This window comes from Acinetobacter sp. 809848, from assembly GCF_000581275.1.
In the GTDB taxonomy this organism is placed as follows: Bacteria; Pseudomonadota; Gammaproteobacteria; order Pseudomonadales; family Moraxellaceae; genus Acinetobacter; species Acinetobacter pittii.
The window spans coordinates 48,774-72,645 of the sequence record NZ_JEXG01000007.1; the positions used below are offsets into that span (position 1 = coordinate 48,774).

The following is a 23,872-nucleotide window of genomic DNA, read 5'->3' on the forward strand; positions in this document are numbered from 1 at the left end:
ATTTGATTAACCTTTTGCCGGAGTTGATGTTTTATCTGTTGGCTGAGGTTGAGAGGTAGTACTGCTAGCAGTGATTTGTGCATTTGGCATAGGAACGAGGTGTGGGGTCACAGGGTCACCCGGACGAATCCGTTGTAAACCGTTCACTACAATACGATCACCCGCTTGTAATCCGCTATTCACGATTTGCAAACCATCTTGTTGCGCACCGAGTTTTACTTCACGGTAGGCTGTCTGATTTTTAGCATCAACTACTACGACAAAGCGTTTATCTTGATCGACCCCAACTGCGGTTGGGCTAATCAGAATTGCTGAACGAGGTTGACCACCGCCTAAACGGATTCGTGCATATAGGCCCGGTAATAAAACTCCGTTTGGATTATCAAAAGTCGCACGAACACGAATCGTGCCTGAGGTTGCATCTAGGTTATTGTCAATTGAGTTGATGGTACCTTCACGAGAGAAACCAGTTTCGTTGGCAAGTCCCATATAAACAGGAACTTGTGCAGAATTACGCTGGTTACTGATGTATTTCAGGTAGGTTTGTTCATCAACATCGAAAGATGCATAAAGGCGAGATACAGATACTAAACTTGTTAAAACCTGTGCTCCGTTACCTGCAGAAACTACATTGCCGACGGTCACCTCGGCACGGGAAATTCGACCGCTGACAGGCGCAGTAATACGGGTGTACTCTAGATTTAAGCGGGCAGATTGAACTGCTGCTCTAGCTGCTTGTAGGTTGGCACTGGCTGAGCGTGCATCATTTTGAGCTAAATCTAGCTCTTGACGTGAGACAGCATTACTTTGAATTAAACGTTGAATACGAGAAAGATTAGAACCCGTATAAGTGACTTGTGCTTCAGCTGAAGCGAGTTGAGCTTGGGCACGATTCAGTTCTGCCTCGAAAGGCCGTGGATCAATGGTAAAAAGTAAGTCGCCTTTTTTTACGAGACTGCCATCTTTGAAGTGAACGGCAATGAGTTTGCCGGAAACTTGGGGTCGAATATCGACTTGATCAATGGCTTCTAAACGACCGGAGTATTCTTGCCAGTCAGTAATGGTTTTGCTGATGACATTAGAAATATCAACAGTTGCAGCTTGTTGGGCAGAGGTCGGTGCAGCTTTTGCATCGGCATTTTCATGTAAAAACATAAAACTGCCTCCTGTTGCTAAGAGGGCAACAAAGATGGCAGACAGTGCGAACTGTTTGCGGGAAAATGACATGAGGTGCTCCTAGTTATTTGGATACCTGTTTTCAGACTTTTAGTTTTGGTCCGTATGGGAGAAACAGGGTTTATGGGATGGACGGAGCATAAAAGTTTGTCAATCACGAATAAATATATTAAATTCGATAACACTATTCGTATTTTTATAACAATTGATGTGTTTGATTAAAAAATGCATTGATTGATAGGAGTGTGCGTGTGGATCTATTTCATGCCATGAAAGTATTTAACAAAGTTGTCGAAACAAATAGTTTCAGTTTAGCGGCTGACAGCTTAGGCCTACCGCGTGCTTCAGTGACGACAACCATTCAGGGTTTAGAGAAACATTTACAGGTTCGATTGCTTAACCGAACAACCCGTAAACTTAGTTTGACACCGGATGGAGCGGTTTATTATGAGCGTACTTCGCGAATTTTAGCTGATGTCGAAGATGTAGAATCAACTTTTCATGATTCGGAGCGTGGACCACGAGGAAGACTGCGCATTGATGTTAAAGCTTCAATCGGGCGGCTGATTCTGATTCCGATGCTTTGTGATTTTCATGCCAAATATCCTGACATTGATTTGGTCATAGGAATGAGTGATCGTCCGGTCGATTTAGTTCAAGATGCGGTGGACTGTGTCATTCGTATTGGTCAATTGAAAGATTCAAGTTTGGTTGCACGTCGTATCGGAACAATTCAGTGTGTGACTGTAGCTGCACCACGTTATTTGATGGAGCATGGGGAACCTAAAACCATTGAGGATTTACAAAAACATCAGGTCGTGCATTACTTTAATAGCCGTACAGGACGCAATATCGACTGGGATTTCATGGTGAACGGTGAGATTCATAGCGTTGGTGTGAAAGGGCGTGTTTCTGTCAATGATAGCGATTCATATATTGATTTGGCAGTGCAAGGTTTTGGCTTAATTCAATGCCCATATTACATGGTAGCCAAACATTTGGAATCTGGAGCGCTTAGGGAAGTACTGACTGAATGGTTGCCTGCACCTATGCCAATATCAGTCGTTTACCTACAAAATCGTCATTTATCACCTAAAGTTCGAGTCTTCGTAGATTGGGTGGCTGAATTATTTGCAGGTTGTCCTCTATTGAGTGGTTGTTCAATGTCATTGGATCAAAAATGTGAATTTGCCAGTGCTAAAGAACATAACCATGAATACACCATTCGGACATTGGTTGAAAATGAAAATATGGCGGAAGCTTATACACTTAAAAACTAATTTAAAATTTGAGTGATTTTTCAACATTTAAACAGTTAATACAATCCATTGTTAGAACACCTTCATAAATCCTTAATTTACTGGTATAGAAATTGCAATTATTTCGGCAGAAGAGTAATTTAGAAATTGCTCAAGTTTTTATCACCTTATTAGGATTTTAAGGAGAAGCTTCAAGATGGCAAGCTTTATGAAAAAAATGTTCGTTTCAACAACCTTAGTTTTGGCTGCTGTTGCAACGAATGTTCAAGCAAAGGATTGGAAGGTGATTCGTTTTGGTACTGAGTCGTCTTATGCGCCGTTTGAATATAAAACACCAGATGGCAAGTTAACTGGTTTTGATGTTGATTTGGGTAATGCGATTTGTGCAAAACTCAAAGCCAAATGTGTTTGGGTTGAAAACTCTTTTGATGGGATGATTCCAGCACTTAAAGCGAAAAAATTTGATGGCATTCTTTCATCAATGACAGTCACTGATGAGCGTGCAAAACAAATTGCATTTAGTAGCAAAATCTACAATACACCAACCCGTATGGTTGCAAAAAAAGGCTCGCCGTTATTGCCTACCGCTGCCTCTTTGAAAGGTAAACGTGTGGGTGTACAGCAGGGCACAATTCAAGAAACTTATGCTAAAACCTATTGGGCGCCAAAAGGTGTAACGGTTGTACCTTATCCAGTCCAAGATTTGATTTATCAAGACATGATGTCAGGTCGCTTGGATGCAACTTTACAAGATGCAATTATGGTTGACGGAGCTTTCTTAAAACAACCAAAAGGTAAAAACTTCAGTTTTGCTGGTGGTAATGTGGTTGATGCAAAAACACTAGGTGTAGGCGCAGCTATTGGTTTACGCAAAGAAGATGCGGATTTAAAAGCCAATATTAATAAAGCACTCGCTGCAATCATTGCAGATGGTACATACAAAAAACTCGAGAAAAAATATTTCTCCTTTAGCATTTACTAATGATGTGAAAAATGTCGGCTTAAAGCCGACATTTTTAGATCTATTCTCATCTCATCAATATTAGATATTGTTTTTAAGGAGAAGATGAGTCATGTTTTTTTCTGGCTTTGGGCCACTCCTGCTCAGCGGGACATGGATGACCATACAGCTTGCGTTGTTATCACTTTTACTTTCTGTGATTATTGGCTTAATTGGTGCGAGCTCAAAACTCTCTGGCATTAAAATTTTACGTTATATAGCGACAGCTTACACCACGCTCATTCGAAGTGTGCCTGATTTGGTCATTATGCTGCTGTTATTTTATAGCTTGCAGTTGGGTCTCAACCAAATTACTGAAGCACTGCAAATGGACCAAATTGATATCAACCCATTTGTGGCGGGTGTGATTACTTTAGCGTTCATTTATGGTGCATATTTTACCGAGACCTTTCGTGGTGCATTTCAATCGGTTCCTAAAGGCCAAATTGAAGCAGCAATGGCCTATGGAATGACTCCGTGGCAGGTTTTTCACCGTGTATTATTCCCTCAAATGATGCGTTTCGCTTTGCCTGGTATTGGTAATAACTGGCAAGTTTTGATTAAGGCGACCGCACTAGTTTCTATTATTGGCCTGACTGACATTGTAAAAATTACACAAGATGCGGGTAGAAGTACCATGCAGTTGTTCTTTTTCAGCATCGTGGCTGCTGCCATTTATTTAGCGATTACCACCGTGTCGAACCTGATCTTAATGTGGCTTGAACGTCGTTATTCTGCTGGTGTGAGGAAGGGGCAATTATGATTGAAATCCTTCAACAATATTGGCAGGCATACCTTTGGACCGATGGTTTGCAAATGACTGGCGTAGCGATGACTGCTTGGTTATTGGTGCTTTCTATTGGTATTGGATTTGTGCTTGCTGTGCCTTTATCACTTGCACGAGTATCAGAAAATCTTTGGTTGCGTGGCCCAGTTTGGTTATATACCTATGTTTTTCGTGGCACTCCACTTTACATTCAATTGCTGATTATTTACTCAGGTATTTACAGCTTTGATTATATCCATGAACACCAGACTCTTGATGCTTTTTTTCGAGAGGGCATAAATTGCACCATTTTGGCATTCGCGCTCAATACTGGTGCATATACAACTGAAATCTTCGCTGGGGCGATTCATTCTATTCCCCATGGCGAGATTGAAGCTGCACAAGCTTTCGGTATGTCAAAATGGAAACTCTACACTCGCATTATCATTCCATCGATGTTACGCCGTGCTTTACCGTTTTACGGCAATGAAGTCATTTTAATGTTGCACGCGACAACCATTGCATTTACAGCAACTGTTCCTGACATTTTAAAAATTGCGCGTGATGTGAATGCGGCAACCTATGACACTTTCAATGCTTTTGGAATTGCCGCGGTGTTGTATGCAATGCTGGCTTTTATTTTGATTGGGCTATTTCGTAAGCTTGAAAAACGTTGGTTGGCATTTTTAAAGCCATCGAATCATTAGGAGACATAAATGGAACAAGTTGCAAAACTAGTGATTCGCGATTTACATAAGAAATTCGGCGATCATGAAGTGCTTAAAGGAATATCACTTGATGCAAATGCCGGTGATGTGATTAGTATTATTGGTTCATCGGGTTCAGGTAAAAGTACTTTACTCCGCTGCATTAACTTTTTGGAACAACCGAGCAATGGCACGATTAAGCTCAATGGTGAAAAACTACGCACAGTCTTTGATAAAAAAGGCAATTTAAAAGTAGTTGAACCAAAGCAACTACAAAAAATGCGTACGCAGCTCATGATGGTATTTCAGCATTTTAATTTGTGGTCTCACATGACAGTGCTGGAAAATGTCATTGAAGGGCCGATTCACGTACTTGGGGTAAAACGTGCTGAAGCTGAAGAGCGTGCAAGGAAATATCTGCGTAAAGTTGGGCTACCTGAAAGTGTTGAAAGTAAACATCCGGCATTTTTATCTGGTGGTCAGCAGCAACGTGTAGCGATTGCTCGTGCTTTGGCTATGGAACCAGAAGTTATGTTGTTTGACGAACCAACCAGCGCGCTTGATCCAGAGCTGGTGGGTGAAGTACTAAAAGTAATGCAGGGCTTGGCTGAAGAAGGACGTACTATGATTGTGGTGACACATGAAATGGGCTTCGCGCGTCATGTATCTAATCAAGTGATTTTTTTGCATCAAGGAAAAATTGAGGAGCAGGGCCATCCTAATGAAGTACTCAATAACCCGAAAAGTGAGCGTTTAAAGCAATTTTTGACGGGCAGTTTGAAATAAGTTGTTCCTACCGAGTAAGGTGAAATTTTATAAAAGAATTCGCATCTTACTCGGTTGCTTTTAAATTATATTTTATAGATGAGTATTTTTAGAAAACACATTAATAATGATAATACCTGCAATCATTAAAGTAAGACCAATACAGGCCGCCAAGTCTAAATGCTGTTTGTAAAATATCCAGCCAATTGCAGAAATTAAAATAATACCCGCACCCGACCAAATGGCATATGCAATCCCGATCGGAATTGTTTTTAGCGTCAGGGATAATAAATAAAAAGCAATTGCATAGCCCACCACCGTAACGATGGACGGAATGGGAACAGTAAAACCTTGAGATGCTTTTAAGGCTGAAGTTGCAATGACTTCACAAGCAATCGCAATTGCTAAATAAAGATAAGACATGGGGAGCTACGCCAGAAAGAGTTTTAATCAATCTATATGAAATGTTGAAATGGTTAGACCAGTTTTAACGATTGTGCAATTTTTGGGGTACAAAAATACCAGTAAAACAAACTGAACTGATCATTTGATTTTATCATTAGCAAAGTGGCTTAAGCTATTTATTCATTTATTTAATCATTGATCTGTATAGTCATTTAAGAGGATCAGAAACCTTAGCCTGATCCTCGATAGACTTTTTAAGAGATAGATTCGCCGAGTATATTTAAATCCTTAAATTTCTCTAGCAGTTGCTCTTTATTTTCAATATGTGCAGGGTCTGGTTTTATGCAATCGATAGGGCAAACCGCCTTACATGTGGGTGCATCATAAAAGCCTACACATTCTGTACAACGAAGTGGATCAATTTCATAAACTTTGTTGCCTTCAAAAATAGCTGTATTGGGGCATTCCGGTAAGCACATATCACAATTGATACAGTCATTCGTAATCAAAAGTGCCATGTTTAACTCGCTGAATAAGCTAATGTTGAGGCAGTAATGTTTTCCTTAGCATGCGGCAAATTTCGTATGAGTAGGGCATATCTAATATCAACAGCTTGTGAAAGTGGAATCTCAACAAAATACCCCGAACCTTTAGCATCTGTAATTAGGTTACCTTTTAAATCGCGCATTTCGGTTAAGGTAAAGGTGATATTGCCTTGAGGCGTCATCAGCTCAAGTGAGTCGCCCACCACAAAACGGTTTTTAACTTCAATGCGAATATAATCGCCGTGACGTTCTAAAACCTCTCCACAAAATTGTTGGTAGTCGAAATGCGATGAACCATCAGCATAGTTTTGATATTCGCTATGCACATGACGTCTCAAAAAGCCTTCGGTATAACCACGGTTTGCCAAACCTTCGAGTTGGTTCATTAAGCTTGGGTCAAATGGTTTGCCTGCTAAAGCATCATCAATAGCTTTTCGATAAATTTGGGCGGTACGGGCACAGTAAAAATAGGATTTAGTACGGCCTTCAATTTTTAGTGAGGCAATCCCCATTTTGGTTAAACGATCTACATGTTGTACCGCACGTAAATCTTTAGAGTTCATAAAATAGGTGCCGTGTTCATCTTCTTCGGCAGCAAACATTTCTTCATCATTACGTTGTACAAGCAAAGTTTGAGATGAAGTTGTCTCTGATTGTGCTGATGAGCAGCAAGACTTTTCTGACTCATTGAGCTGAGTAACTGGAATCACATCTCCATTTGCATCTTCTTGGGCTTCATACAACTTATAGTCCCAACGGCAAGCATTGGTACAAGCACCTTGGTTGGCATCACGTTTATTCATATATCCAGAAAGTAAGCAGCGGCCTGAGTAGGCCATGCATAGAGCACCATGTACAAAAACTTCAAGTTCAATATCGGGTACGTATTGCTGGATTTCTTCTATTTCTTCTAAAGATAACTCACGCGATAAAATCACACGGCTTAGACCGTAATCTTTCCAAAACTTAACAGTGGCCCAATTAATAGCGTTGGCTTGAACTGATAGGTGAATTTGCACATCAGGAAAATGCTCTCTCACCATCATGATTAAGCCCGGGTCAGACATAATGAGTGCGTCCGGCTGCATGGCTATAATTGGTTCAAGATCACGAATAAAGTTTTTTAATTTGCTGTTATGCGGTTGAATGTTCACCACAACATAAAACTTTTTGCCCAAAGCGTGGGCTTCATCAATTCCGATTTTTAGGTTGTCATGATCAAAAGCATTATTACGAACACGTAAGCTATAACGTGGTTGGCCTGCATATACTGCATCTGCACCATAGGCAAATGCATAGCGCATGTTTTTAAGTGAACCTGCGGGAGAGAGAAGCTCAGTTTTCATAAAATAAAAGGCATAAAAAATATATGGTTTTATTTTATTAACTCCGCATTTGGGATTCAACCTACTGAATTAGTAGGGATTTGACCAATATCTTTTTGTACGGGCATCATATTTTTTGCTAGCTCTCCTAAGCGCATCAAAGCATTTAACATTTTGGGATTTAACTCAAAACAAGCTGCAATACGTAAACAATGACTAAAACGTTTATCAGCTGAACACAAAATTCCCGGCATACATAAGATTTTTTCATCCATGGCCTGATGGAACAGTTCTAGTGTGTCAATTGATTCGGGGAGCTCTAACCATAAAATAAATCCCGCTTGCGGACGACTGACTCGGGTACCGAGTGGGAAATAGCGGCAAATATAAGATTTGATAGTGTCAATTTGTTGTTGATAGCGTTTTTTGAGTTGACGTAAATGCAGGTCATAACCACCATTTTCTAAGAAAAGGCCTAACGTTTCTGTGAGTAAAGCTGGCTCGGCAACAGTGGTTGTAAATTTAAGCTGCTGCACAATATTACGAAAGCGCCCAGCTTCTAACCAACCAATCCGATAATCAGGTGCTACAGTCTTGGTATAGCTCCCACATACCAAAACCCATCCGTTTTGGTCAAACGCTTTGATGTTGGGCAAGAGAGGCTCGGTGAGTTGCAATTCGGCATACATCGCATCTTCAATAACAGGAATCTGAAACTGATTAGCTAACTCTGCCAAGCGACGGCGGCTGCTCTCAGGCATGCTAAAACCGAGAGGATTGTGTCCTGTCGGAATGGTTAAAATGACTTGTACACTTTGAGATTTTAAGAGTTCTTCAAGTGCATCCAGACACATACCTGTATGTGGTGAGGTCGGCACTTCTACAATTTTTCGACCTAAATTATGAAGGAGTGGGTACAGGTTGTGAAATGTAGGAATCTCAAGAGCTATGCTGTCACCCGCTTGAGTTGTTGCCATAATCGCGAGACTTAAAGCCTCCATCGTGCCATGAGTCAGCACAATATCATCTGCTGAAAGAAACATACCTAACTGTAAGCTTCGTCTAGCAATTTGAGTACGTAAACGTATAGAACCGGGCGGCAAGGTATAGCTTTTAAAAATATCTGATTGAGAGCGCAACACCTGAGCAGTTAAGCGTTTTAAGCGTTCAATTGGATAGAAATTTTCCCCAGAAGGGCAAGCTAGGGCCAAATTGACATAGTCAGGGTCCATCTGCTTTTTAACAATTTGTGCTAGAAAACAGCTAATTCCTGAAAGAGATACTTTTTCTTCACTGACATAACGCTCTTCGAGTTCTAATAAGTTTGAAGGCGCATGACAAACATAGTAGCCAGACTGTGGGCGAACTGAAATTAAACCTTGATCTTCAAGCTGGCGATAAGCTTCTTTTACGGTATTAATACTGACCTGATAATGCTGGGCACAATCTCGAATTGATGGCAACCGAGAACCAATAGGCTGCCTGCCATTTTGAATTTGCAGGGTGAGGTCATCACTCACTTTTTTATATTTGTACATATCCATTCATTAAAAAGCCAAAGCAATGGATACACTTTATAGCGATCCCTGATTTATCTCAAATATTGTTATGCATTTAGATTAATCCATTTAATAGGGATATAGTTTTAATAACTGTGTCTATTATTTTTCATATTAACTGATACTGTGACCATTAAAAATAAATCAGTAAGATCAAGAAATGGTGAGGACTTAAAAACCATATTTTAAATTACAAAATCAGTAGGAGAGGTCTATGTCTGTTGTTGCATTTAAACAAGTTGATGTTTTTACTTCACAAGCATTTAAAGGAAATCCTGTTGCGGTCATTATGGACGCCAGCACCTTAACGTCTGAGCAGATGCAAGCCATTGCGAACTGGACCAATCTTTCTGAAACCACATTTGTACTCCCTGCGACCGATTCACAAGCTGACTATCAGGTTCGAATCTTTACTCCGCAAAGTGAGTTGCCATTTGCAGGCCATCCTACAATTGGTACTGCCTATGCTTTACTTGAGGCGGGTCTAATTAAAGCGAAAGAAGGTAAGCTGGTACAGCAGTGCGGTGCTGGTTTGGTGACTCTGACCGTGAGTGAATCAAGTCATATTTCATTTGAACTACCTAAGCCTAAAATTACTCCACTAGATGCTATGCATACTGAGAAATTAGCAGAAATTTTAAAATGTGAAATTAATACTCGATGGAATGCTGCATTGGTTGATGTAGGGGCGCGCTGGATTGTATTGCAAGCTGTTAATGCTGAGGCTGTTCTAGATAGCCAACCAGACTTTGCCGCTTTAAAAGAACATGATTTAGAAATGAAAGTTACGGGTGCGACAGTTTTTGGTTTTCATGAAAATAATGATGAACAAAAACACATAGAAGTTCGTTCATTTGCCCCTTCATGTGGAATAAATGAAGATCCTGTTTGTGGTAGTGGTAATGGTAGTGTAGCTTCATTTATTCGTTATTATGGGATTCTTCCTGCACAAAATGATGTCGTACTTTCTTCACAAGGTGGGGCGGTAGGTCGAGATGGACAACTTCAACTTGAATTGTATCAAGATAAAATTTTAGTGGGTGGAACCGCTGTCATCTGTATCGATGGCACAATTAAATTGTAAAACAAACATAAAAAAACCGAGGACTTTGCCTCGGTTTTTTTATGTCTAGAAAAAATTATTTTTCTACGAACGCACGTTCAATGACGTAGTCGCCCATTTCACCCATACGAGGTGATTCAACTAAACCGTGTTGGTCAAGTAATGCAGCCACGTCTTTTAGGAATGCAGGGCTACCGCAAAGCATTGCACGGTCAGTTTCACGGTTGAAGCGTGGTAAACCGATTTTTTCGAATAAAGCGCCAGTTTCAATTGCAGTTGTTACACGGCCTTGAGTGTGGAAAGGTTCACGAGTAACAGTAGGGTAGTAAACAAGCTTGTCTTTAATACCTAACTCTTCAAAGAATTCGTGGTTTGGTAATTCGTTCAAGATAAGGTCTTGATAAGCTAATTCAGAAATATAGCGTGTACCATGAACAACGATGACTTTTTCAAAGCGTTCGTAAGTTTCTGGATCACGAATAATTGATAAGAATGGAGCAAGACCAGTACCAGAAGATAAAAGGTATAAGTTTTTACCTGGTAAAAGGTCATCATGAACCAAAGTACCTGTTGGTTTTTTAGAAACTAAGATTTCATCACCAACTTGTACTTTTTGCAAAATCGAAGTTAAAGGACCGTCTTGTACTTTAATTGAGAAGAATTCTAACTCTTCTTCGTAGTTTGCACTTGCAATCGAATACGCACGCATTAACGGTTTGCCATTCACTTCAAGTCCGATCATTACGAACTGACCATTTTTAAAACGTAAGCTGGTATCGCGTGTAGTTTTAAAACTGAAAAGAGTGTCATTCCAGTGGTGAACATGAGTAATGCGTTCAACGTTAAAAGCAGCCATTAAAGGTCTCGATCACGATTAAAAGAAAACAGATTGCTATTCTAATCTAATTTCATTCCCGATAAACTGAATATATTTAATTGTGTTTATAAGAAAAAGTGATGATCAATTCTGTCACCTTCCCCATCATTGGCTACATGTGCTCTCCCTATCGTGAAAAATTTGGTATTCCACGCCAGCCCAATTTGGTCAATATCGAGTCTTATATTGATATGGTAGAACCATATAACGACTTGTTAGCATTTGAGGGAATTGAGCAATTTAGTCATCTCTGGTTAGTTTGGCAGTTTCATGACAATAAAAATCAAGGCAGTGCAGATAAGTTCCGTCCGCAGGTTCGTCCACCACGTTTAGGTGGTAATGAAAAAATTGGAGTATTTGCTACACGAAGTATGTATAGACCTTCTCCAATCGGGCTTTCAGTCGTGAAACTTAATAAAGTGGAAAAAGTGGGGAAGTCTGTCCGTGTCTATGTCACAGGAAGTGATTTATTAAATGGCACCCCAATTTTAGATATCAAACCCTATATTCAATATTCTGATGCAATTGAGGAGGCTCAAAGTGGTTATGCACATGCAGAACCTGAACGAAAGGCAGTTATCTGGAATGAAACTGCGTTAACAGCTCAAAAATATTTTCTTCAAAATAAAGAAATAGATTCGCAATACATTGATGAGCTTGAGCAAGTATTAGCTTTAGATCCTCGGCCTGCCTATCAAGAAGACCCTGAAAGAATCTATAAAATGAAATTTTCAGACTTTGATATTCATTTTAAGGTCGATCAATTTGTAGTTACCGTCATTGATGTGGTGAAGACTTCTGCGCTTGCATAATAGATATTTTAAAACCAATGGATGTTGAGCCAAAGTAAAGTAATAAAAATAGCCATATGAATGAGCTGGGCGGGAACGAAAGCAAGGGCATAGCGTAGTCCGCCCGAAATTGCAGAGTTCACACTTTTAGCAAGAGCGTGAACTGCAAAACCTCCTAAAAAGGCAATTAATAAAGGTGTCATATGTGCGCTATCAGGTTCACCTTGCACAATGACCGCCGCTATAGCTGCATGTATTTCAAATAAAGAAGCAAGTAAGGTCCCCGCGATTAATCCCGCATCGCCTAAAGATATACTTAAACCATAAACACCTGCCTGAATAAGGGTAAGTGTACCCGCAATAATAATGGCTTCTTTTAAGCTGAACATTCTTGAGTCAAGCTCGGGCGAAGCCGTACTAGGTTCGGATTTACGTAATAAAATAAAGGCCCATACTGCTAAAACTAGTAAGGCAATAAGTGTAGGAAATATAATCAGCTTGAACCAAGCAAAGCTAATACCGATCACAATAATTAAGGTTTGAATCAGTGTTGAAACGCAAGACATCAATGCAGAACCTGCATTTGTTGTTGCGTTGGCTTTGCCAGAGCGTACTTCTAAACCTAAACTGGCAATAGTTGCTGTACTAGAAACAAATCCGGAAGCTAAAGAAGAAAGCAATAAAGCATTTTTAGATGACAAAAGTCGCTTTGCTATATGGGCAAGGGCTTGTACAAATAAAATTAAAGTCAGTAATTTTAAAATCACATGTGGATTTAAAACTGGTCCCCAAAAAGGTTTATTGGGGACTAAAGGCAGAGCAATTAACAGTAAGGCAAGTAGAAAAATACCATCACGTAATTCCGATTCAGTAATCCACTGACTGGCAATACCATGCATAGACTGCTTAGCTATTAAGATAGTTGTCATGATCACAGCTAGGCCGGCAGCGAGCGAAATATTCCAAATGCAAAGTGCCCCGATGAAGTAAGTCATAATAAAGGCGAGTTCGGTGGTCACGCCCGGGTCATTGGGTTGATTTTTGAGCGAAACAATACTAATAGCACCAATGAGTAAGGCACCCACAATTCCAATTTCAATGCCAAATAAAAAACAGATTGCTCCTAATAATGCACTAATGGCAAAAGATCGAAATCCCGCAAAGGTTTTATATTCATGTTTAAGCTTACTTCGTTCTCGTTCTAAGCCAATTAATAAGCCACAACCAAGCGCCGCAGCAATGACTGTAATGAATTCTTCAAATGATGCTGTTTGTAATGACATTGTCATTGGAAGTTCCATATTACTTCCTCTTTGCTTATTGTTATATGTAGATTTGAATCATTTTAAAATCATGTATTCATGTTCAGTTTATTCTTTTTATTATAGTGAGCATAGTGTCTTTTTTAGACAAAACTATGTAGAAAATATTTCTATAAATATGACCTGTGACACAAAAAAATATTAAGATGAGAATTGGTTTAATTAACTGATGTTAAAGGATATTTAAATATAAAACATCTCTGCTATATTATAAAAATATATTGGGGATAACGCATGAATGCACATGTAGAAATAGATACGTATTGGTGTCTAGAACAACTATTACAAGAAGGCCGTATAACAGAACGAGATAAATTACTGGTACAGACAAGTCACCGCCAAAAAGACCAGTTAAAGTGGCATCCATTACAGTGGATAGCACATTTTAATTTAAAAGATCAGCAACACACACATGCGCATTTGAGTTTAAACCGCTTATGTTTATGGTTTGCAGATCGGGTTCAGCTACCTCTATTTGTGATCGATCCTTTAAAGGCAGATGTCAGCGCTTTAACGCAGGTCATGTCACAAGAGTTTGCCATTCGTAACCATATTTTAGCTGTTGAAATTCATGCTGACCGAATCGTGATTGGAACAGATCAACCATTTCAAACAGATTGGCTTAATAACCTTGAACGTAGTCTAGCGCCTAAAAAAATTGAACGGGTACTGCTTAATCCCGAACAGTTACAACGCTATTTGCGCGAATATTATCAGGTGAGTCGCGCGGTAAACTCTGCTCAAAAAGATGCAGCTCATGACCGTGACAGTAAAAATGTTGAAGCACTTTTGCAGCTTGGCGATAGTCAAAACCCAGATGCTAATGATCAGCATATTGTGAAATTAGTCGACTGGATTTTACAGTTTGCATTTGAGCAGAGTGCCAGTGACATTCACATGGAACCGCGTAAAGATAATGGTAAAGTCAGGTTTAGGATTGATGGCGTTTTACACACTATTTATAACATGCCTTCAAATACACTGACCGCCGTGATTTCTCGGATTAAAATTTTAGGACGTTTGAATGTAGCGGAAAAACGTAAACCACAAGATGGCCGGTTAAAAACACGGACACCTAAAGGGCAAGAAACCGAATTACGTTTATCAACCTTACCAACAGCATTTGGTGAGAAACTGGTCATGCGAATTTTTGATCCTGATGTGCTGGTGCGTTCTTTTCAGCAATTGGGTTTTGAAGAGCGTTTATTACAACAGTGGCAACAATTAACAAAAAATAGCCACGGTATTATTTTAGTCACGGGTCCTACAGGCTCCGGTAAAACAACTACGCTATATTCATCTTTAAAGCAGCTTGCAACCGAGCAGGTCAATGTCTGTACCATTGAAGATCCGATTGAAATGCTAGAGCCTAGTTTTAATCAAATGCAGGTCAATAATGCAATTGAATTAGGCTTTGCAGACGGTGTACGTGCACTGATGCGTCAAGACCCTGACATTATTATGATTGGGGAAATTCGTGATCAAGATACAGCGAATATGGCTATTCAGGCAGCATTAACAGGTCATTTGGTTTTATCAACTTTACATACCAATGATGCACCGTCTAGTTTGACTCGTTTACATGATTTAGGTGTACAACCATTTTTAACTGCCGCGACTATTTTAGGTGTATTGGCACAGCGCTTAGTGCGTAAGCTTTGCCCAAACTGCAAACAACAAACTCATATTAATGAAGATGAATGGCAGCACCTAACATTTGACTACATTATGGAAATGCCAGAAAAAGTTTATCGGGCAGTAGGTTGTGAAGAGTGCCGGCATACGGGTTATAAAGGTCGAATCGGCATTTATGAGTTTATGCCAGTTAGTCTTGAGCTTAAGCATCTTATTAGCAGTCATGCGACATTAAATGAATTAAGAAGCCAAACTAAAAAAGAAAGTGTAGAGCCTTTAAGAATTGCAGGAGCTCGCAAAGTTATTGAAGGTTTGACCACCTTGGAAGAGGTGCTGCGGGTTGTTCCATTAAATTAAATTTTTCTTAAGATTCACCTCATCTATCGATGGTGTAATTGTTTTATTCCAAGGGTAAACCAAATAACAGAGGGTAATTTTATGAAAATGCTTAAAGTAATTTTGATGACTGCGGGTATGGCAACTGCGGGTGTGGTTGTAGCAAATACACCTGTGAATCAGGCAGCTATTGCTCCAGCGACAGTTACTACAGTGAAACAAGCTTTAGCATCAAAAGATAATACACCTGTAAAATTACATGGTCAGGTCGTGAAATCTTTAGGCGATGAAAAATATCAATTCCGCGATAAGAGCGGTAGCATTACAATTGATGTAGATGATGAGCTTTGGCAAGGACGTCCTGTTTCAGCCAATACAAATGTGACTTTAATTGGTGAAGTAGACATAGATTATAAGCCTTTAAAACGTGTAGAAATTGATGTAGATCAGGTCCAGTTCTAATAAATTAATTTCTACATTTATTCCTTTTAGCCGCATTTAAATCATGCGGCTTTGCTTTTTTTATAAAGACTTGGCAACATCCAATCAGGATATAACAGGAAAAACAGATGAGAATTTTGCTTGCAGAAGATGATCGCTCTCAAGCTGAAAGTATTCAATCATGGTTAGAATTAGACGGTTATCAAGTAGACTGGGTAGAACGTGGTGATTATGCCCTTACAGCAATTGAGCAGCATGATTATGACTGCATTTTGCTTGATCGGGGCTTGCCCCAACTGGCTGGTGAAAAAGTTTTAACAACCATCCGCCACAAACAAAAAAACGTTCCCGTGATTTTTATTACTGCACGTGACAGTATTCATGACCGCGTAGAAGGGCTTGATTTAGGTGCAAATGATTATTTGGTTAAACCATTTAGCCTAGAAGAATTATCTGCCCGAATTCGTGCCCAATTACGTAAACAAACTCTGAGTCAGCAATCGATTTTAACGTGGGGTGATTTGCAACTTGATACACAAGCGAAAGTTGTATTATCTGCTGGTAAGACTATCGATTTAACAGCAAAAGAATTTCAAATATTACGTAAACTTATGGTTCATCCTGAGCATATTATTACCCGTGATCAATTAGAAGAAGCACTTTATGCATGGGGCGAGGAAATCGAGAGTAACGCAATCGAAGTTTTTATTTATCAGCTTCGAAAGAAAATCGGAAGCAGCAGTATTAAAACCATACGGGGGCTCGGCTACCGTATGGGAGATTTAAAATGAAATCGAATCGATCATCCTTGCAGTCACAACTGGTTAAAACCACCATGTGGAGCAGTATTGTGGTGGGGCTACTGGCATTAAGTTTACTCACCATATTTTCGATTTATCACAACATGTCAGTACAAGATGAAATCATGGATGAAATTTCAGATACCTTACTGGTTTCTGACCTTTCTAAACACTCGATGAAGCAGTTTGACGAGCTGAGTGATGAATTTGATATTCAATATGAGTTATTAGATACAGGTCAGGTGCTTACCCATTCTCATACCTATCAGCATGAACTTTTTGAAAAAGGTAACTTATCAGAAGGTTTTTCATATTTTTGGTTTGATGGTCAGTTATGGCGTAGTCTGGCAGCACAACAAGAAGATTCTCAGCTACAAGTTGAAGTTTTTCAGCCCATTAGTACACGTATTGAAGAAGTATTAAAAGCACTTGCTGGATATAGTGGCCTTATGGTGCTGTTCTGGTTACTACAGTGGGTTATTGTAAGTTGGCGTACCGAGCAACAATTGGCTGCACTGAATTTACTTTCTAAACGTATTGCCCAAAAAACTGCCTCAAACTTAGAGCCAATTCAAGAACCAGATATTATTACAGAGATTCAGCCTGTGATTGATGCTTTAAATCAGCTACTTGCAAGGCTACAAAGGGCACTGGTTGCTGAACAGCGTTTTACTGCAGATGCTTCACATGAATTACGTTCACCTTTATCTGCCATACAAATGCGTCTTCAAGTTTTACAGCGTAAATACCAACATCTTCCAGAACTTCATCAAGATTTTGAACGCATACAAGAAGACGTTTCTAGAAGTACAAAAATACTTGAGAATTTACTTCTTCTGGCCCGCTTAGAACCTAATGAAGCTGAACAGCCTGAACTTCCTAAGACAGTTATCGATTTAAATTACTTACTGGCTAGAGTGATTGAAACTGTAGATTTAGACGCGAAAGCTAAACAGATGTTGATAGAGACCAATACTTTATCGACAGAAACTAAAACATATGCGAATGAAGAATTACTGTTTATTGCTTTTAGAAATTTATTTGATAACGCTATTCGTTATAGCCCGACACTAGGCTCTATTCATGTTGAGATTAGTCAATATGAACAGCAAATTAAGGTGTCTATTGAAGACACGGGAAATGGAGTAGATGATGAAGTGCTATTACGGTTAGGGCAGCGTTTTTTTCGGGTACTTGGTACTCAGCAGCAAGGTTCTGGCTTAGGAATTTCAATTACTCGAAAAATTATTGAATTGCATAATGGCAAGTTACGTTTTATGCATGCTGAACAAGGTGGGCTGAGAGCAGAGATTATTCTTCCTTCATAAAAAATAGCATGGTTACCCATGCTATCCATTTTTTGTTTTCCCACGAATATTATTGAAACGCGAGTATGTTTTTTATTTAGTTAAAATTAGGCGATTGTTGCGAGTGAGGCGTAAACGATATTCCTCGCCAGCATGCATAATGCGAATTTCACGGCCTAATGCAAAGAGGTTATTAGAATGTAACATTGGTAAGGCGTGAGCTGTGTCATTGTTACGGGTAAATAAGCTAAAAGGTGCGTTCATTTGTTGTGCTCCGTGGTATGTTCTTGAACGATTTAAATGATAATCATTATCGAATAGATCTGTCAATGAGATTTTTAAGATTTTATAAAATGATAAAATTTGCTTACACTTGAGAAAAGTTTTAGAGAGTAAAAAGATGCCCAAACCAATAGTCGATGTCGCTATAGCAATCTTGATCCATCGTGGAAAAATATTAGTTGGATGGCGCGAAGAGCAGCAACATCAAGGTGGAAAGCATGAGTTCCCTGGAGGGAAGGTTGAGCAGGGTGAAACACCAGAAGAAGCCTGCCGCCGTGAAATCTATGAAGAAGTGGGTATTGGTTTAAAAGATTGGCATCAGTTTGATTATATTCACCATGAATATGATGACATTATCGTCAACCTTCATTTGTTCCATAGTTATGTACCTGATGAGTTATTAAATCTTATTCACCAGCCATGGGCATGGTACACACGTGATCAGCTACTTCATTTAAACTTTCCAAAAGCCAATAAAAACATCATAAAACGACTCTATTGGCCTCATCTCATCAAAATTAGCAATACGCTTTCAACGGTAGAAAGTAGTGATGCTTTATTGTACTGGCGTATCGAAGAATTTGAGCCGCAGTATATAGAGCAATTAACTGCTTTAGATGAAGGGCAACGATCAAGTTTAATTATAAATGTCGATATTTGGCGGCAATTAAGCCCTGAATTACAAAAACAAATAAAGACCGTTCATTTAAAACAATCTCAACTCATGAATTTGCATAAAGGCGATTTAAGAGTGGGCGTACGTTATATTGCTGCTTGTCATGATGCTGTTTCTTTAAAGCAAGCTCAGCAGATTGGTTGCGATGCCATTTTTATTAGTCCTGTAAAACCAACAATGACTCATCCAGAAGCTGTGGCATTAGGTTGGGAACGTTTTAGTGATCTCGCTCAAAATAGCCAGATTCCAGTTTTTGCATTAGGAGGAGTACATCCGGATGATTTAGCCACTGCACAGCAGCATGGTGCATATGGCTTAGCGGGTATTCGTAATTTCTAATAAGAAAATAAAAAAGCATTAAAAGCTAGAGGGCTTTTAATGCTTGTTGTGCTTCTTGAACAGTTTTTTGATTGTTGCGTTGTTGCCCAGCTTTTAAGATGACTAACCATAGCTGCTTTTTCATTGGCTGACTTTGGGCAAAACTCAAACCACGTCTTGCTAAAGACTCAGCATTAGAATATTGCTGTTTATGATTTGCCGTAAGCGCAAGAAATAAATAAGTCTCAGCCGCTTGTGGCGCTAAACGCTGTGCTTGAAGCGCATAGCGCTCAGCCTCTGACCACTGCTGATTTTTATAAGCCTGCTGTGTTTTTTGCATTAAAACTTTAAATGCAGGTAACTGGCTACCATCATCACTAAAATGTTGAGGCTTTTTTTGCTGAGGAACAATCACCTGTAAATTTTTACGTTGAATTTCTGGGTGATCATAAGGTGTAATTTTTACACCTGATGGAGTTTCCGTCTTTTTGACTGGAGGAGTAGGTGTTTTCTCTTTGGAGTCAGAATGATCGGGCAGAGTTGTACAGCCGACCATAAGAACAGCACCAATATAAAAAACACCTTTCTTTAACATATCCTAATTTCCTGTTAACGCTTAGTTGTTATAACTACCACTTGAAATTACACGTGAGTTGTTTGACAGATCTTGTTCCATCTGGTTTTCACTTTCACGAATATAACTGTCGGTATTATCATCCTGAGAGTCAGGAATTGTGTTATCACTTTGTGGCGTATATGTTGGATCAACTTGATAATAAGGTGCTCCACATGGCGTAGCACGGTGCGGAACCGTATGCGTTAGCATCGGAATATACATTGCGCCATCACATGCCTGAGCAGATAAATCACCCGTTGCACGGTCAATCCACTGCCACTGTACTGTGTCTGGTTGACGTAGATTTACAGGCGTTTGACGTAATTGTTTCATCACATTAATCCATACTGGCAATGCACCCGATGAACCTGTTAATCCTGTTACTTTGTTGTCATCTAAACCTAACCAAACTACAGCAACGTGGTTACCTGAGTAGCCCGCAAACCATGAGTCACGTGTATCGTTAGTCGTACCTGATTTACCTGCCAATTTTAAAGCAGGAGACAAGCTATTATAAGCTGCGCGACCAGTACCCGAAGACATGACCTGTTGTAGACCATAATTCATGATATAACCAACAGATGGATCAATGGTTTGTTGAACATTCAGGCCATAACGGTCAAGCAGGCGACCATTTGCATCTACGACAGATCGAATCGCACGAGTCGGATATTTAAAGCCACCTGTAGCAAAGTTCTCATAAATTCCCAGAACCTCCATTGGTGACATATTGACTGCCCCAAGGAAAATAGATGGGTAGGCAGGAATGGTCGACTCAACACCAAACTTTCTTAAGTTGTTTGTAAATGTAGATAAACCAAACTCTTGACCCAAGCGCACAGCAGATAGGTTATATGAATTTGCCAAAGCTTCACTCAAGCTGACTACACCATGTCCGCCACCACTGTAGTTTTTAGGTGTCCAACTTTTGCCACCATCTACAGGGACACTAATCGGCGCATCTTCAATTTGGGTTGCCCAGTTGTAACGCCCAGATTCAATAGCACTTAAATAAATCACAGGTTTTAATAAAGAACCGACTTGACGTTTTGCATCTACAGCACGGTTAAAACCAGTAAAGTCTTGTGTAGAACCAACAGCAGCAACAAGCTCGCCGTTTTCTGGATGTGCAATCAGTACAGCACCCTGTAAGTTTTTCAAACGTGATGGATTGCTGTTTGCTAAGCGTTCTACTGAAGCTTTAAACGCATTTTGAACTTGAGTTTGAGTAATTGGGTCTAAAGTCGTAAAAATACGTAAGCCCTGATTAGTTAAATCACTTTCTTGATATTCTGTGCGTAATTGACGACGCACAATATCTAAAAAGTCCGGGAATTTTGCAGGGCCTAAACTTGGTTTATTTAACACATTTAAAGGACGTGCAATTTCATCTTCATATTCTGCTTGAGTTAAATAACCCATTACACGCATGTTATTTAACACCGTATCGCGGCGTTTTTTTGCACCTTCAGGATTTTTCCAAGGGTTATACAAAGAAGGGCCTTGCACTAAACCAACTAAATAAGCTTGCTGTGCGACACTTAGCTCACGTAACGGTAAACCAAAATAAAATTGAGAAGCCAAACCATAGCCATTAATTGAGTAGCTACCATTTTGGCCTAGATTTACTTCATTTAAGTAAGCTTCTAAAATTTCATCTTTGCTGTAATGCAGCTCAATGAGTAAAGCCATTAATGCTTCATTAACTTTACGTTTTAAGGTGCGTTCAGGTGTAAGGTAGAAGTTTTTAACTAATTGTTGAGTTAGGGTTGAACCACCTTGACGCTTTCCGCCTGTAATATTACTCACCAATGCACGAGCAGTACCACGAATTGAAACCCCGTGATGATGATAGAAATTACGGTCTTCTGTTGAAATTAAAGCTTCAATAAGAGGTTTAGGGACATTATTCAGTTTAATGAGAACACGGTCTTCATTATGTTGAGGGTAAATCCCTCCAATCAGAAGTGGCTCTAGTCGCGCAACACCCGTTGAAGAAGGTTTTGTACTTCGAACTTCAGCAACTTGATCATTTGCAAAACTTAACTCTAATACTTGTTCGGGTTCAACACTGTCGCCGTAATCAAAACCACGTGTATGGATATACATATTGCTACCCTGAGCAACATAGGTTCCAGACTTGTCATAATTACTTGAAGTTTTGTAACCCAAGAGTTTTAATTCTTGAGTGAAATTTGCTTGGGTAATAGGTGCGTTATTATAAATTTCCAAAGGTCGTGCGAACACTTTGGCGGGAATATCCCACCGTTGTCCTTCAAATTTTTCACGGATAATATTATCTAAACGAATCAGATAGATACTAAGAGCAATAAAAGCACCAATGACCAAAATGGAAAAGATTAGTGCAAAGAAACCGATACCACGTTCAAACTTCATAAAAATGAGATAAAACCCTAACAATGCCTGTAATGATGCGATAGCTTGTCATCAATTTGCAATGATAAAACTGTGAATAATTGGAAAACTTAGATTGAATTTTACAGCATCTTGTTGTTATGTTTTTTTAAATTAATCAGGTTAATGTTATTATAGGCAAGTATCGCAGCGGAGCTTACTCATTCGTGCAAATTTCACATAAGTCCTTCAGAAACGTCGGGTTAATCGGTCGACCAGATAAATCATCAGTAGTAGAAACACTATGTTTAATTCATGATCATTTGTTGAACCTAGGCTTAAACCCCATTTTTGATCAGGAAACTGCTGAATTAGTGCCTTATGACCATGCACAGGTAGTGAGTCGTCATTTATTGGGTGAAGTTGCTGATTTAGTCATAGTCGTTGGAGGTGATGGTTCTTTACTCCATGCTGCTAGAGCTTTAGTACGCTACAATACGCCTGTTATTGGTATCAACCGCGGGCGTTTAGGTTTTTTAACTGATATCAAACCTTCAGAAGCCATTTTCAAACTTGACCAAGTACTTCAAGGTCATTTCCAGCTTGACCGTCGTTTCTTACTTGAAATGGAAGTACGAACAAATGGTGAAGTCATTTATGACGCCATTGCTTTAAATGATGTGGTTTTGCACTCGGGTAAATCGGTACACATGATTGACTTCGAACTTAATATTGATGGTCAATATGTTTACCGCCAACATAGTGATGGTTTAATTGTTTCGACGCCAACCGGATCAACGGCTTATGCATTGTCAGGTGGTGGCCCAATTTTACATCCAAGTATGGATGCTATTGCATTAGTTCCAATGCATCCCCATACATTGTCATCACGTCCCATCGTAGTCGGTGGTCAAAGCGAAATTAAAATCGTTATTCGCGAAAATCGGGTGTTACCAATGGTGAGTGCAGATGGACAACATAGTGTCTCGCTCAATGTTGGAGACAGTTTACACATCCGTAAACACCCATTTAAACTAAGTTTATTGCATCCACCAGGTTATGATTTCTATATGGCCTGCCGTACCAAACTTGGTTGGAACCAAGATTTTGAATCTTTTCAAAGAGATGAATCATGAATATTGAACAAATGCTATCTGTTTTAAACCCTGAAATTGTAGAGCGTTTAAAAACAGCAGTAGAAATTGGTAAATGGCCAAACGGCGTTGTTTTAACTAAAGAGCAGCGTGAAACTTGTATGCAAGCTGTAATCGCTTGGGAGTTAAAGAACTTACCAGAAGATCAGCGTAGCGGTTATATTGACCGTGGTACAAAAGAAGAAGGCGAAGAGTGTGATGATGATCATCACAAGCATGAGCCAGAGTTTAAACCTATTCGTTTTGTTTAAAACTTAATAAGACAGAAAATTATTTCTGGTTATTCCATACAGCCTTATATAGCATGTTTTTCATAAGTTATAGCATATAGGCTTTTATTACTTTTGAAGGATCAAAAGTAACCAAAAATCCTTTGTATCACTGACGATACT

Annotated in this window: 24 protein-coding genes; 14 read left to right on the forward strand and 10 right to left on the reverse strand. The window is 39.4% G+C overall.

Translation table 11 applies throughout. The annotated features are described in order from the left end of the window. Positions 1-6: 6 nt before the first annotated feature. Complete coding sequence (gene adeF, locus J536_RS10100) at positions 7-1,227, reverse strand: multidrug efflux RND transporter periplasmic adaptor subunit AdeF (RefSeq protein ID WP_032055441.1); 1,221 nt, start codon at positions 1,225-1,227, stop codon at positions 7-9. Between the two features lie 200 nt (positions 1,228-1,427). On the opposite strand from adeF, the gene J536_RS10105 reads away from it, so the two are divergent. From J536_RS10105 to J536_RS10125, 5 genes are all read left to right on the forward strand, one after another. After that, on the forward strand, positions 1,428-2,456 hold the full coding sequence (locus J536_RS10105; protein WP_032062827.1) for a LysR family transcriptional regulator: 1,029 nt from the start codon (positions 1,428-1,430) through the stop codon (positions 2,454-2,456). A gap of 175 nt (positions 2,457-2,631) precedes the next feature. After that, the gene (locus tag J536_RS10110; protein WP_014207231.1) at positions 2,632-3,417 is read left to right on the forward strand and encodes an ABC transporter substrate-binding protein; all 786 of its coding nucleotides are present in this window, start codon (positions 2,632-2,634) and stop codon (positions 3,415-3,417) included. 91 nt (positions 3,418-3,508) lie between these two features. Next, positions 3,509-4,198 carry an ABC transporter permease gene (locus tag J536_RS10115; protein ID WP_032055444.1) on the forward strand — a complete coding sequence of 230 codons (690 nt, stop codon included), beginning with the start codon at positions 3,509-3,511 and terminating at the stop codon, positions 4,196-4,198. Continuing rightward, positions 4,195-4,908 carry an ABC transporter permease gene (locus J536_RS10120; protein ID WP_032055446.1) on the forward strand — a complete coding sequence of 238 codons (714 nt, stop codon included), beginning with the start codon at positions 4,195-4,197 and terminating at the stop codon, positions 4,906-4,908. The genes J536_RS10115 and J536_RS10120 overlap by 4 nt, the downstream gene beginning before the upstream one ends. Positions 4,909-4,917: 9 nt before the next feature. Beyond that, the gene (locus J536_RS10125) at positions 4,918-5,694 is read left to right on the forward strand and encodes an ABC transporter ATP-binding protein (protein ID WP_032055447.1); all 777 of its coding nucleotides are present in this window, start codon (positions 4,918-4,920) and stop codon (positions 5,692-5,694) included. A 72-nt stretch (positions 5,695-5,766) separates the two neighbouring features. Here the strand turns inward: J536_RS10125 and abeS are convergent, their stop codons facing one another. From abeS to J536_RS10145, 4 genes are all read right to left on the reverse strand, one after another. After that, complete coding sequence (gene abeS / locus J536_RS10130) at positions 5,767-6,096, reverse strand: multidrug efflux SMR transporter AbeS (protein ID WP_004700493.1); 330 nt, start codon at positions 6,094-6,096, stop codon at positions 5,767-5,769. 236 nt (positions 6,097-6,332) lie between these two features. Then, on the reverse strand, positions 6,333-6,596 hold the full coding sequence (locus J536_RS10135; RefSeq protein ID WP_002118193.1) for a YfhL family 4Fe-4S dicluster ferredoxin: 264 nt from the start codon (positions 6,594-6,596) through the stop codon (positions 6,333-6,335). A gap of 2 nt (positions 6,597-6,598) precedes the next feature. Then, entirely contained in the window at positions 6,599-7,969 is a 1,371-nt protein-coding gene (yegQ, locus tag J536_RS10140; protein ID WP_032055448.1) for a tRNA 5-hydroxyuridine modification protein YegQ, read from the reverse strand. A gap of 56 nt (positions 7,970-8,025) precedes the next feature. Next, positions 8,026-9,492 carry a PLP-dependent aminotransferase family protein gene (locus J536_RS10145; protein WP_080776755.1) on the reverse strand — a complete coding sequence of 489 codons (1,467 nt, stop codon included), beginning with the start codon at positions 9,490-9,492 and terminating at the stop codon, positions 8,026-8,028. Between the two features lie 229 nt (positions 9,493-9,721). Between J536_RS10145 and J536_RS10150 the strand changes: the two genes are divergently transcribed. Next, the gene (locus J536_RS10150) at positions 9,722-10,591 is read left to right on the forward strand and encodes a PhzF family phenazine biosynthesis protein (protein WP_032062829.1); all 870 of its coding nucleotides are present in this window, start codon (positions 9,722-9,724) and stop codon (positions 10,589-10,591) included. 55 nt (positions 10,592-10,646) lie between these two features. On the opposite strand, the gene J536_RS10155 is transcribed toward J536_RS10150, so the two are convergent. Further along, positions 10,647-11,426, reverse strand: coding sequence for a ferredoxin--NADP reductase (locus tag J536_RS10155; RefSeq protein WP_002118187.1), 780 nt, complete (start codon positions 11,424-11,426; stop codon positions 10,647-10,649). 101 nt (positions 11,427-11,527) lie between these two features. On the opposite strand from J536_RS10155, the gene tsaA reads away from it, so the two are divergent. Next, positions 11,528-12,259: a tRNA (N6-threonylcarbamoyladenosine(37)-N6)-methyltransferase TrmO gene (gene tsaA / locus J536_RS10160; protein WP_017480766.1), complete on the forward strand. Its 732-nt coding sequence runs from the start codon at positions 11,528-11,530 to the stop codon at positions 12,257-12,259. A gap of 8 nt (positions 12,260-12,267) precedes the next feature. On the opposite strand, the gene J536_RS10165 is transcribed toward tsaA, so the two are convergent. Further along, a complete protein-coding gene (locus J536_RS10165) occupies positions 12,268-13,539 on the reverse strand; it encodes an MgtC/SapB family protein (protein ID WP_032062830.1) in 1,272 nt (423 codons plus the stop codon). Positions 13,540-13,794: 255 nt separating this feature from the next. Between J536_RS10165 and J536_RS10170 the strand changes: the two genes are divergently transcribed. The 4 genes from J536_RS10170 (at position 13,795) to J536_RS10185 (ending at position 18,100) form a co-directional block, all read left to right on the forward strand. Further along, positions 13,795-15,552 carry a GspE/PulE family protein gene (locus J536_RS10170; protein WP_032055452.1) on the forward strand — a complete coding sequence of 586 codons (1,758 nt, stop codon included), beginning with the start codon at positions 13,795-13,797 and terminating at the stop codon, positions 15,550-15,552. An 81-nt stretch (positions 15,553-15,633) separates the two neighbouring features. Then, complete coding sequence (locus J536_RS10175; RefSeq protein ID WP_000783090.1) at positions 15,634-15,993, forward strand: NirD/YgiW/YdeI family stress tolerance protein; 360 nt, start codon at positions 15,634-15,636, stop codon at positions 15,991-15,993. A 107-nt stretch (positions 15,994-16,100) separates the two neighbouring features. Further along, positions 16,101-16,763: a response regulator transcription factor gene (locus J536_RS10180; protein WP_001221450.1), complete on the forward strand. Its 663-nt coding sequence runs from the start codon at positions 16,101-16,103 to the stop codon at positions 16,761-16,763. Further along, positions 16,760-18,100, forward strand: a complete 1,341-nt coding sequence (locus tag J536_RS10185) for a sensor histidine kinase (RefSeq protein WP_032055460.1) — start codon at positions 16,760-16,762, stop codon at positions 18,098-18,100. The genes J536_RS10180 and J536_RS10185 overlap by 4 nt, the downstream gene beginning before the upstream one ends. 72 nt (positions 18,101-18,172) lie before the next feature. Here the strand turns inward: J536_RS10185 and hemP are convergent, their stop codons facing one another. After that, positions 18,173-18,343, reverse strand: coding sequence for a hemin uptake protein HemP (hemP, locus tag J536_RS10190; RefSeq protein WP_002118129.1), 171 nt, complete (start codon positions 18,341-18,343; stop codon positions 18,173-18,175). A 136-nt stretch (positions 18,344-18,479) separates the two neighbouring features. On the opposite strand from hemP, the gene J536_RS10195 reads away from it, so the two are divergent. Further along, positions 18,480-19,376 (forward strand): NUDIX domain-containing protein, encoded by an 897-nt coding sequence (locus J536_RS10195; RefSeq protein ID WP_032055461.1) that lies wholly within the window; start codon positions 18,480-18,482, stop codon positions 19,374-19,376. A 25-nt stretch (positions 19,377-19,401) separates the two neighbouring features. Here J536_RS10195 and J536_RS10200 read toward each other — a convergent pair whose 3' ends face one another. Together J536_RS10200 and mrcB are read right to left on the reverse strand one after the other, a co-directional pair. Beyond that, a complete protein-coding gene (locus J536_RS10200) occupies positions 19,402-19,950 on the reverse strand; it encodes a tetratricopeptide repeat protein (protein ID WP_002118198.1) in 549 nt (182 codons plus the stop codon). A gap of 21 nt (positions 19,951-19,971) precedes the next feature. Beyond that, positions 19,972-22,368, reverse strand: coding sequence for a penicillin-binding protein 1B (gene mrcB, locus J536_RS10205; RefSeq protein WP_017398585.1), 2,397 nt, complete (start codon positions 22,366-22,368; stop codon positions 19,972-19,974). A 185-nt stretch (positions 22,369-22,553) separates the two neighbouring features. Between mrcB and J536_RS10210 the strand changes: the two genes are divergently transcribed. Together J536_RS10210 and J536_RS10215 are read left to right on the forward strand one after the other, a co-directional pair. Beyond that, a complete protein-coding gene (locus J536_RS10210) occupies positions 22,554-23,462 on the forward strand; it encodes an NAD(+) kinase (RefSeq protein WP_016145893.1) in 909 nt (302 codons plus the stop codon). Next, on the forward strand, positions 23,459-23,731 hold the full coding sequence (locus J536_RS10215; protein ID WP_002118245.1) for a YeaC family protein: 273 nt from the start codon (positions 23,459-23,461) through the stop codon (positions 23,729-23,731). Before J536_RS10210 ends, J536_RS10215 begins: the two co-directional genes overlap by 4 nt. Positions 23,732-23,872: the final 141 nt, after the last annotated feature.

Bases quoted from the DNA above. Each gene is read 5' to 3' on its own strand.
- J536_RS10135 (WP_002118193.1), bottom strand. From the start codon at position 6,596: ATGGCACTTTTGATTACGAATGACTGTATCAATTGTGATATGTGCTTA.
- J536_RS10195 (WP_032055461.1), top strand. From the start codon at position 18,480: ATGCCCAAACCAATAGTCGATGTCGCTATAGCAATCTTGATCCATCGT.
- J536_RS10145 (WP_080776755.1), bottom strand. From the start codon at position 9,492: ATGGATATGTACAAATATAAAAAAGTGAGTGATGACCTCACCCTGCAA.
- J536_RS10150 (WP_032062829.1), top strand. From the start codon at position 9,722: ATGTCTGTTGTTGCATTTAAACAAGTTGATGTTTTTACTTCACAAGCA.
- hemP (WP_002118129.1), bottom strand. From the start codon at position 18,343: ATGAACGCACCTTTTAGCTTATTTACCCGTAACAATGACACAGCTCAC.
- J536_RS10215 (WP_002118245.1), top strand. From the start codon at position 23,459: ATGAATATTGAACAAATGCTATCTGTTTTAAACCCTGAAATTGTAGAG.
- tsaA (WP_017480766.1), top strand. From the start codon at position 11,528: ATGATCAATTCTGTCACCTTCCCCATCATTGGCTACATGTGCTCTCCC.
- J536_RS10155 (WP_002118187.1), bottom strand. From the start codon at position 11,426: ATGGCTGCTTTTAACGTTGAACGCATTACTCATGTTCACCACTGGAAT.
- J536_RS10185 (WP_032055460.1), top strand. From the start codon at position 16,760: ATGAAATCGAATCGATCATCCTTGCAGTCACAACTGGTTAAAACCACC.
- abeS (WP_004700493.1), bottom strand. From the start codon at position 6,096: ATGTCTTATCTTTATTTAGCAATTGCGATTGCTTGTGAAGTCATTGCA.
- J536_RS10170 (WP_032055452.1), top strand. From the start codon at position 13,795: ATGAATGCACATGTAGAAATAGATACGTATTGGTGTCTAGAACAACTA.
- J536_RS10200 (WP_002118198.1), bottom strand. From the start codon at position 19,950: ATGTTAAAGAAAGGTGTTTTTTATATTGGTGCTGTTCTTATGGTCGGC.
- J536_RS10120 (WP_032055446.1), top strand. From the start codon at position 4,195: ATGATTGAAATCCTTCAACAATATTGGCAGGCATACCTTTGGACCGAT.
- J536_RS10115 (WP_032055444.1), top strand. From the start codon at position 3,509: ATGTTTTTTTCTGGCTTTGGGCCACTCCTGCTCAGCGGGACATGGATG.
- J536_RS10180 (WP_001221450.1), top strand. From the start codon at position 16,101: ATGAGAATTTTGCTTGCAGAAGATGATCGCTCTCAAGCTGAAAGTATT.
- adeF (WP_032055441.1), bottom strand. From the start codon at position 1,227: ATGTCATTTTCCCGCAAACAGTTCGCACTGTCTGCCATCTTTGTTGCC.
- J536_RS10165 (WP_032062830.1), bottom strand. From the start codon at position 13,539: ATGGAACTTCCAATGACAATGTCATTACAAACAGCATCATTTGAAGAA.
- J536_RS10175 (WP_000783090.1), top strand. From the start codon at position 15,634: ATGAAAATGCTTAAAGTAATTTTGATGACTGCGGGTATGGCAACTGCG.
- mrcB (WP_017398585.1), bottom strand. From the start codon at position 22,368: ATGAAGTTTGAACGTGGTATCGGTTTCTTTGCACTAATCTTTTCCATT.
- J536_RS10110 (WP_014207231.1), top strand. From the start codon at position 2,632: ATGGCAAGCTTTATGAAAAAAATGTTCGTTTCAACAACCTTAGTTTTG.
- J536_RS10125 (WP_032055447.1), top strand. From the start codon at position 4,918: ATGGAACAAGTTGCAAAACTAGTGATTCGCGATTTACATAAGAAATTC.
- yegQ (WP_032055448.1), bottom strand. From the start codon at position 7,969: ATGAAAACTGAGCTTCTCTCTCCCGCAGGTTCACTTAAAAACATGCGC.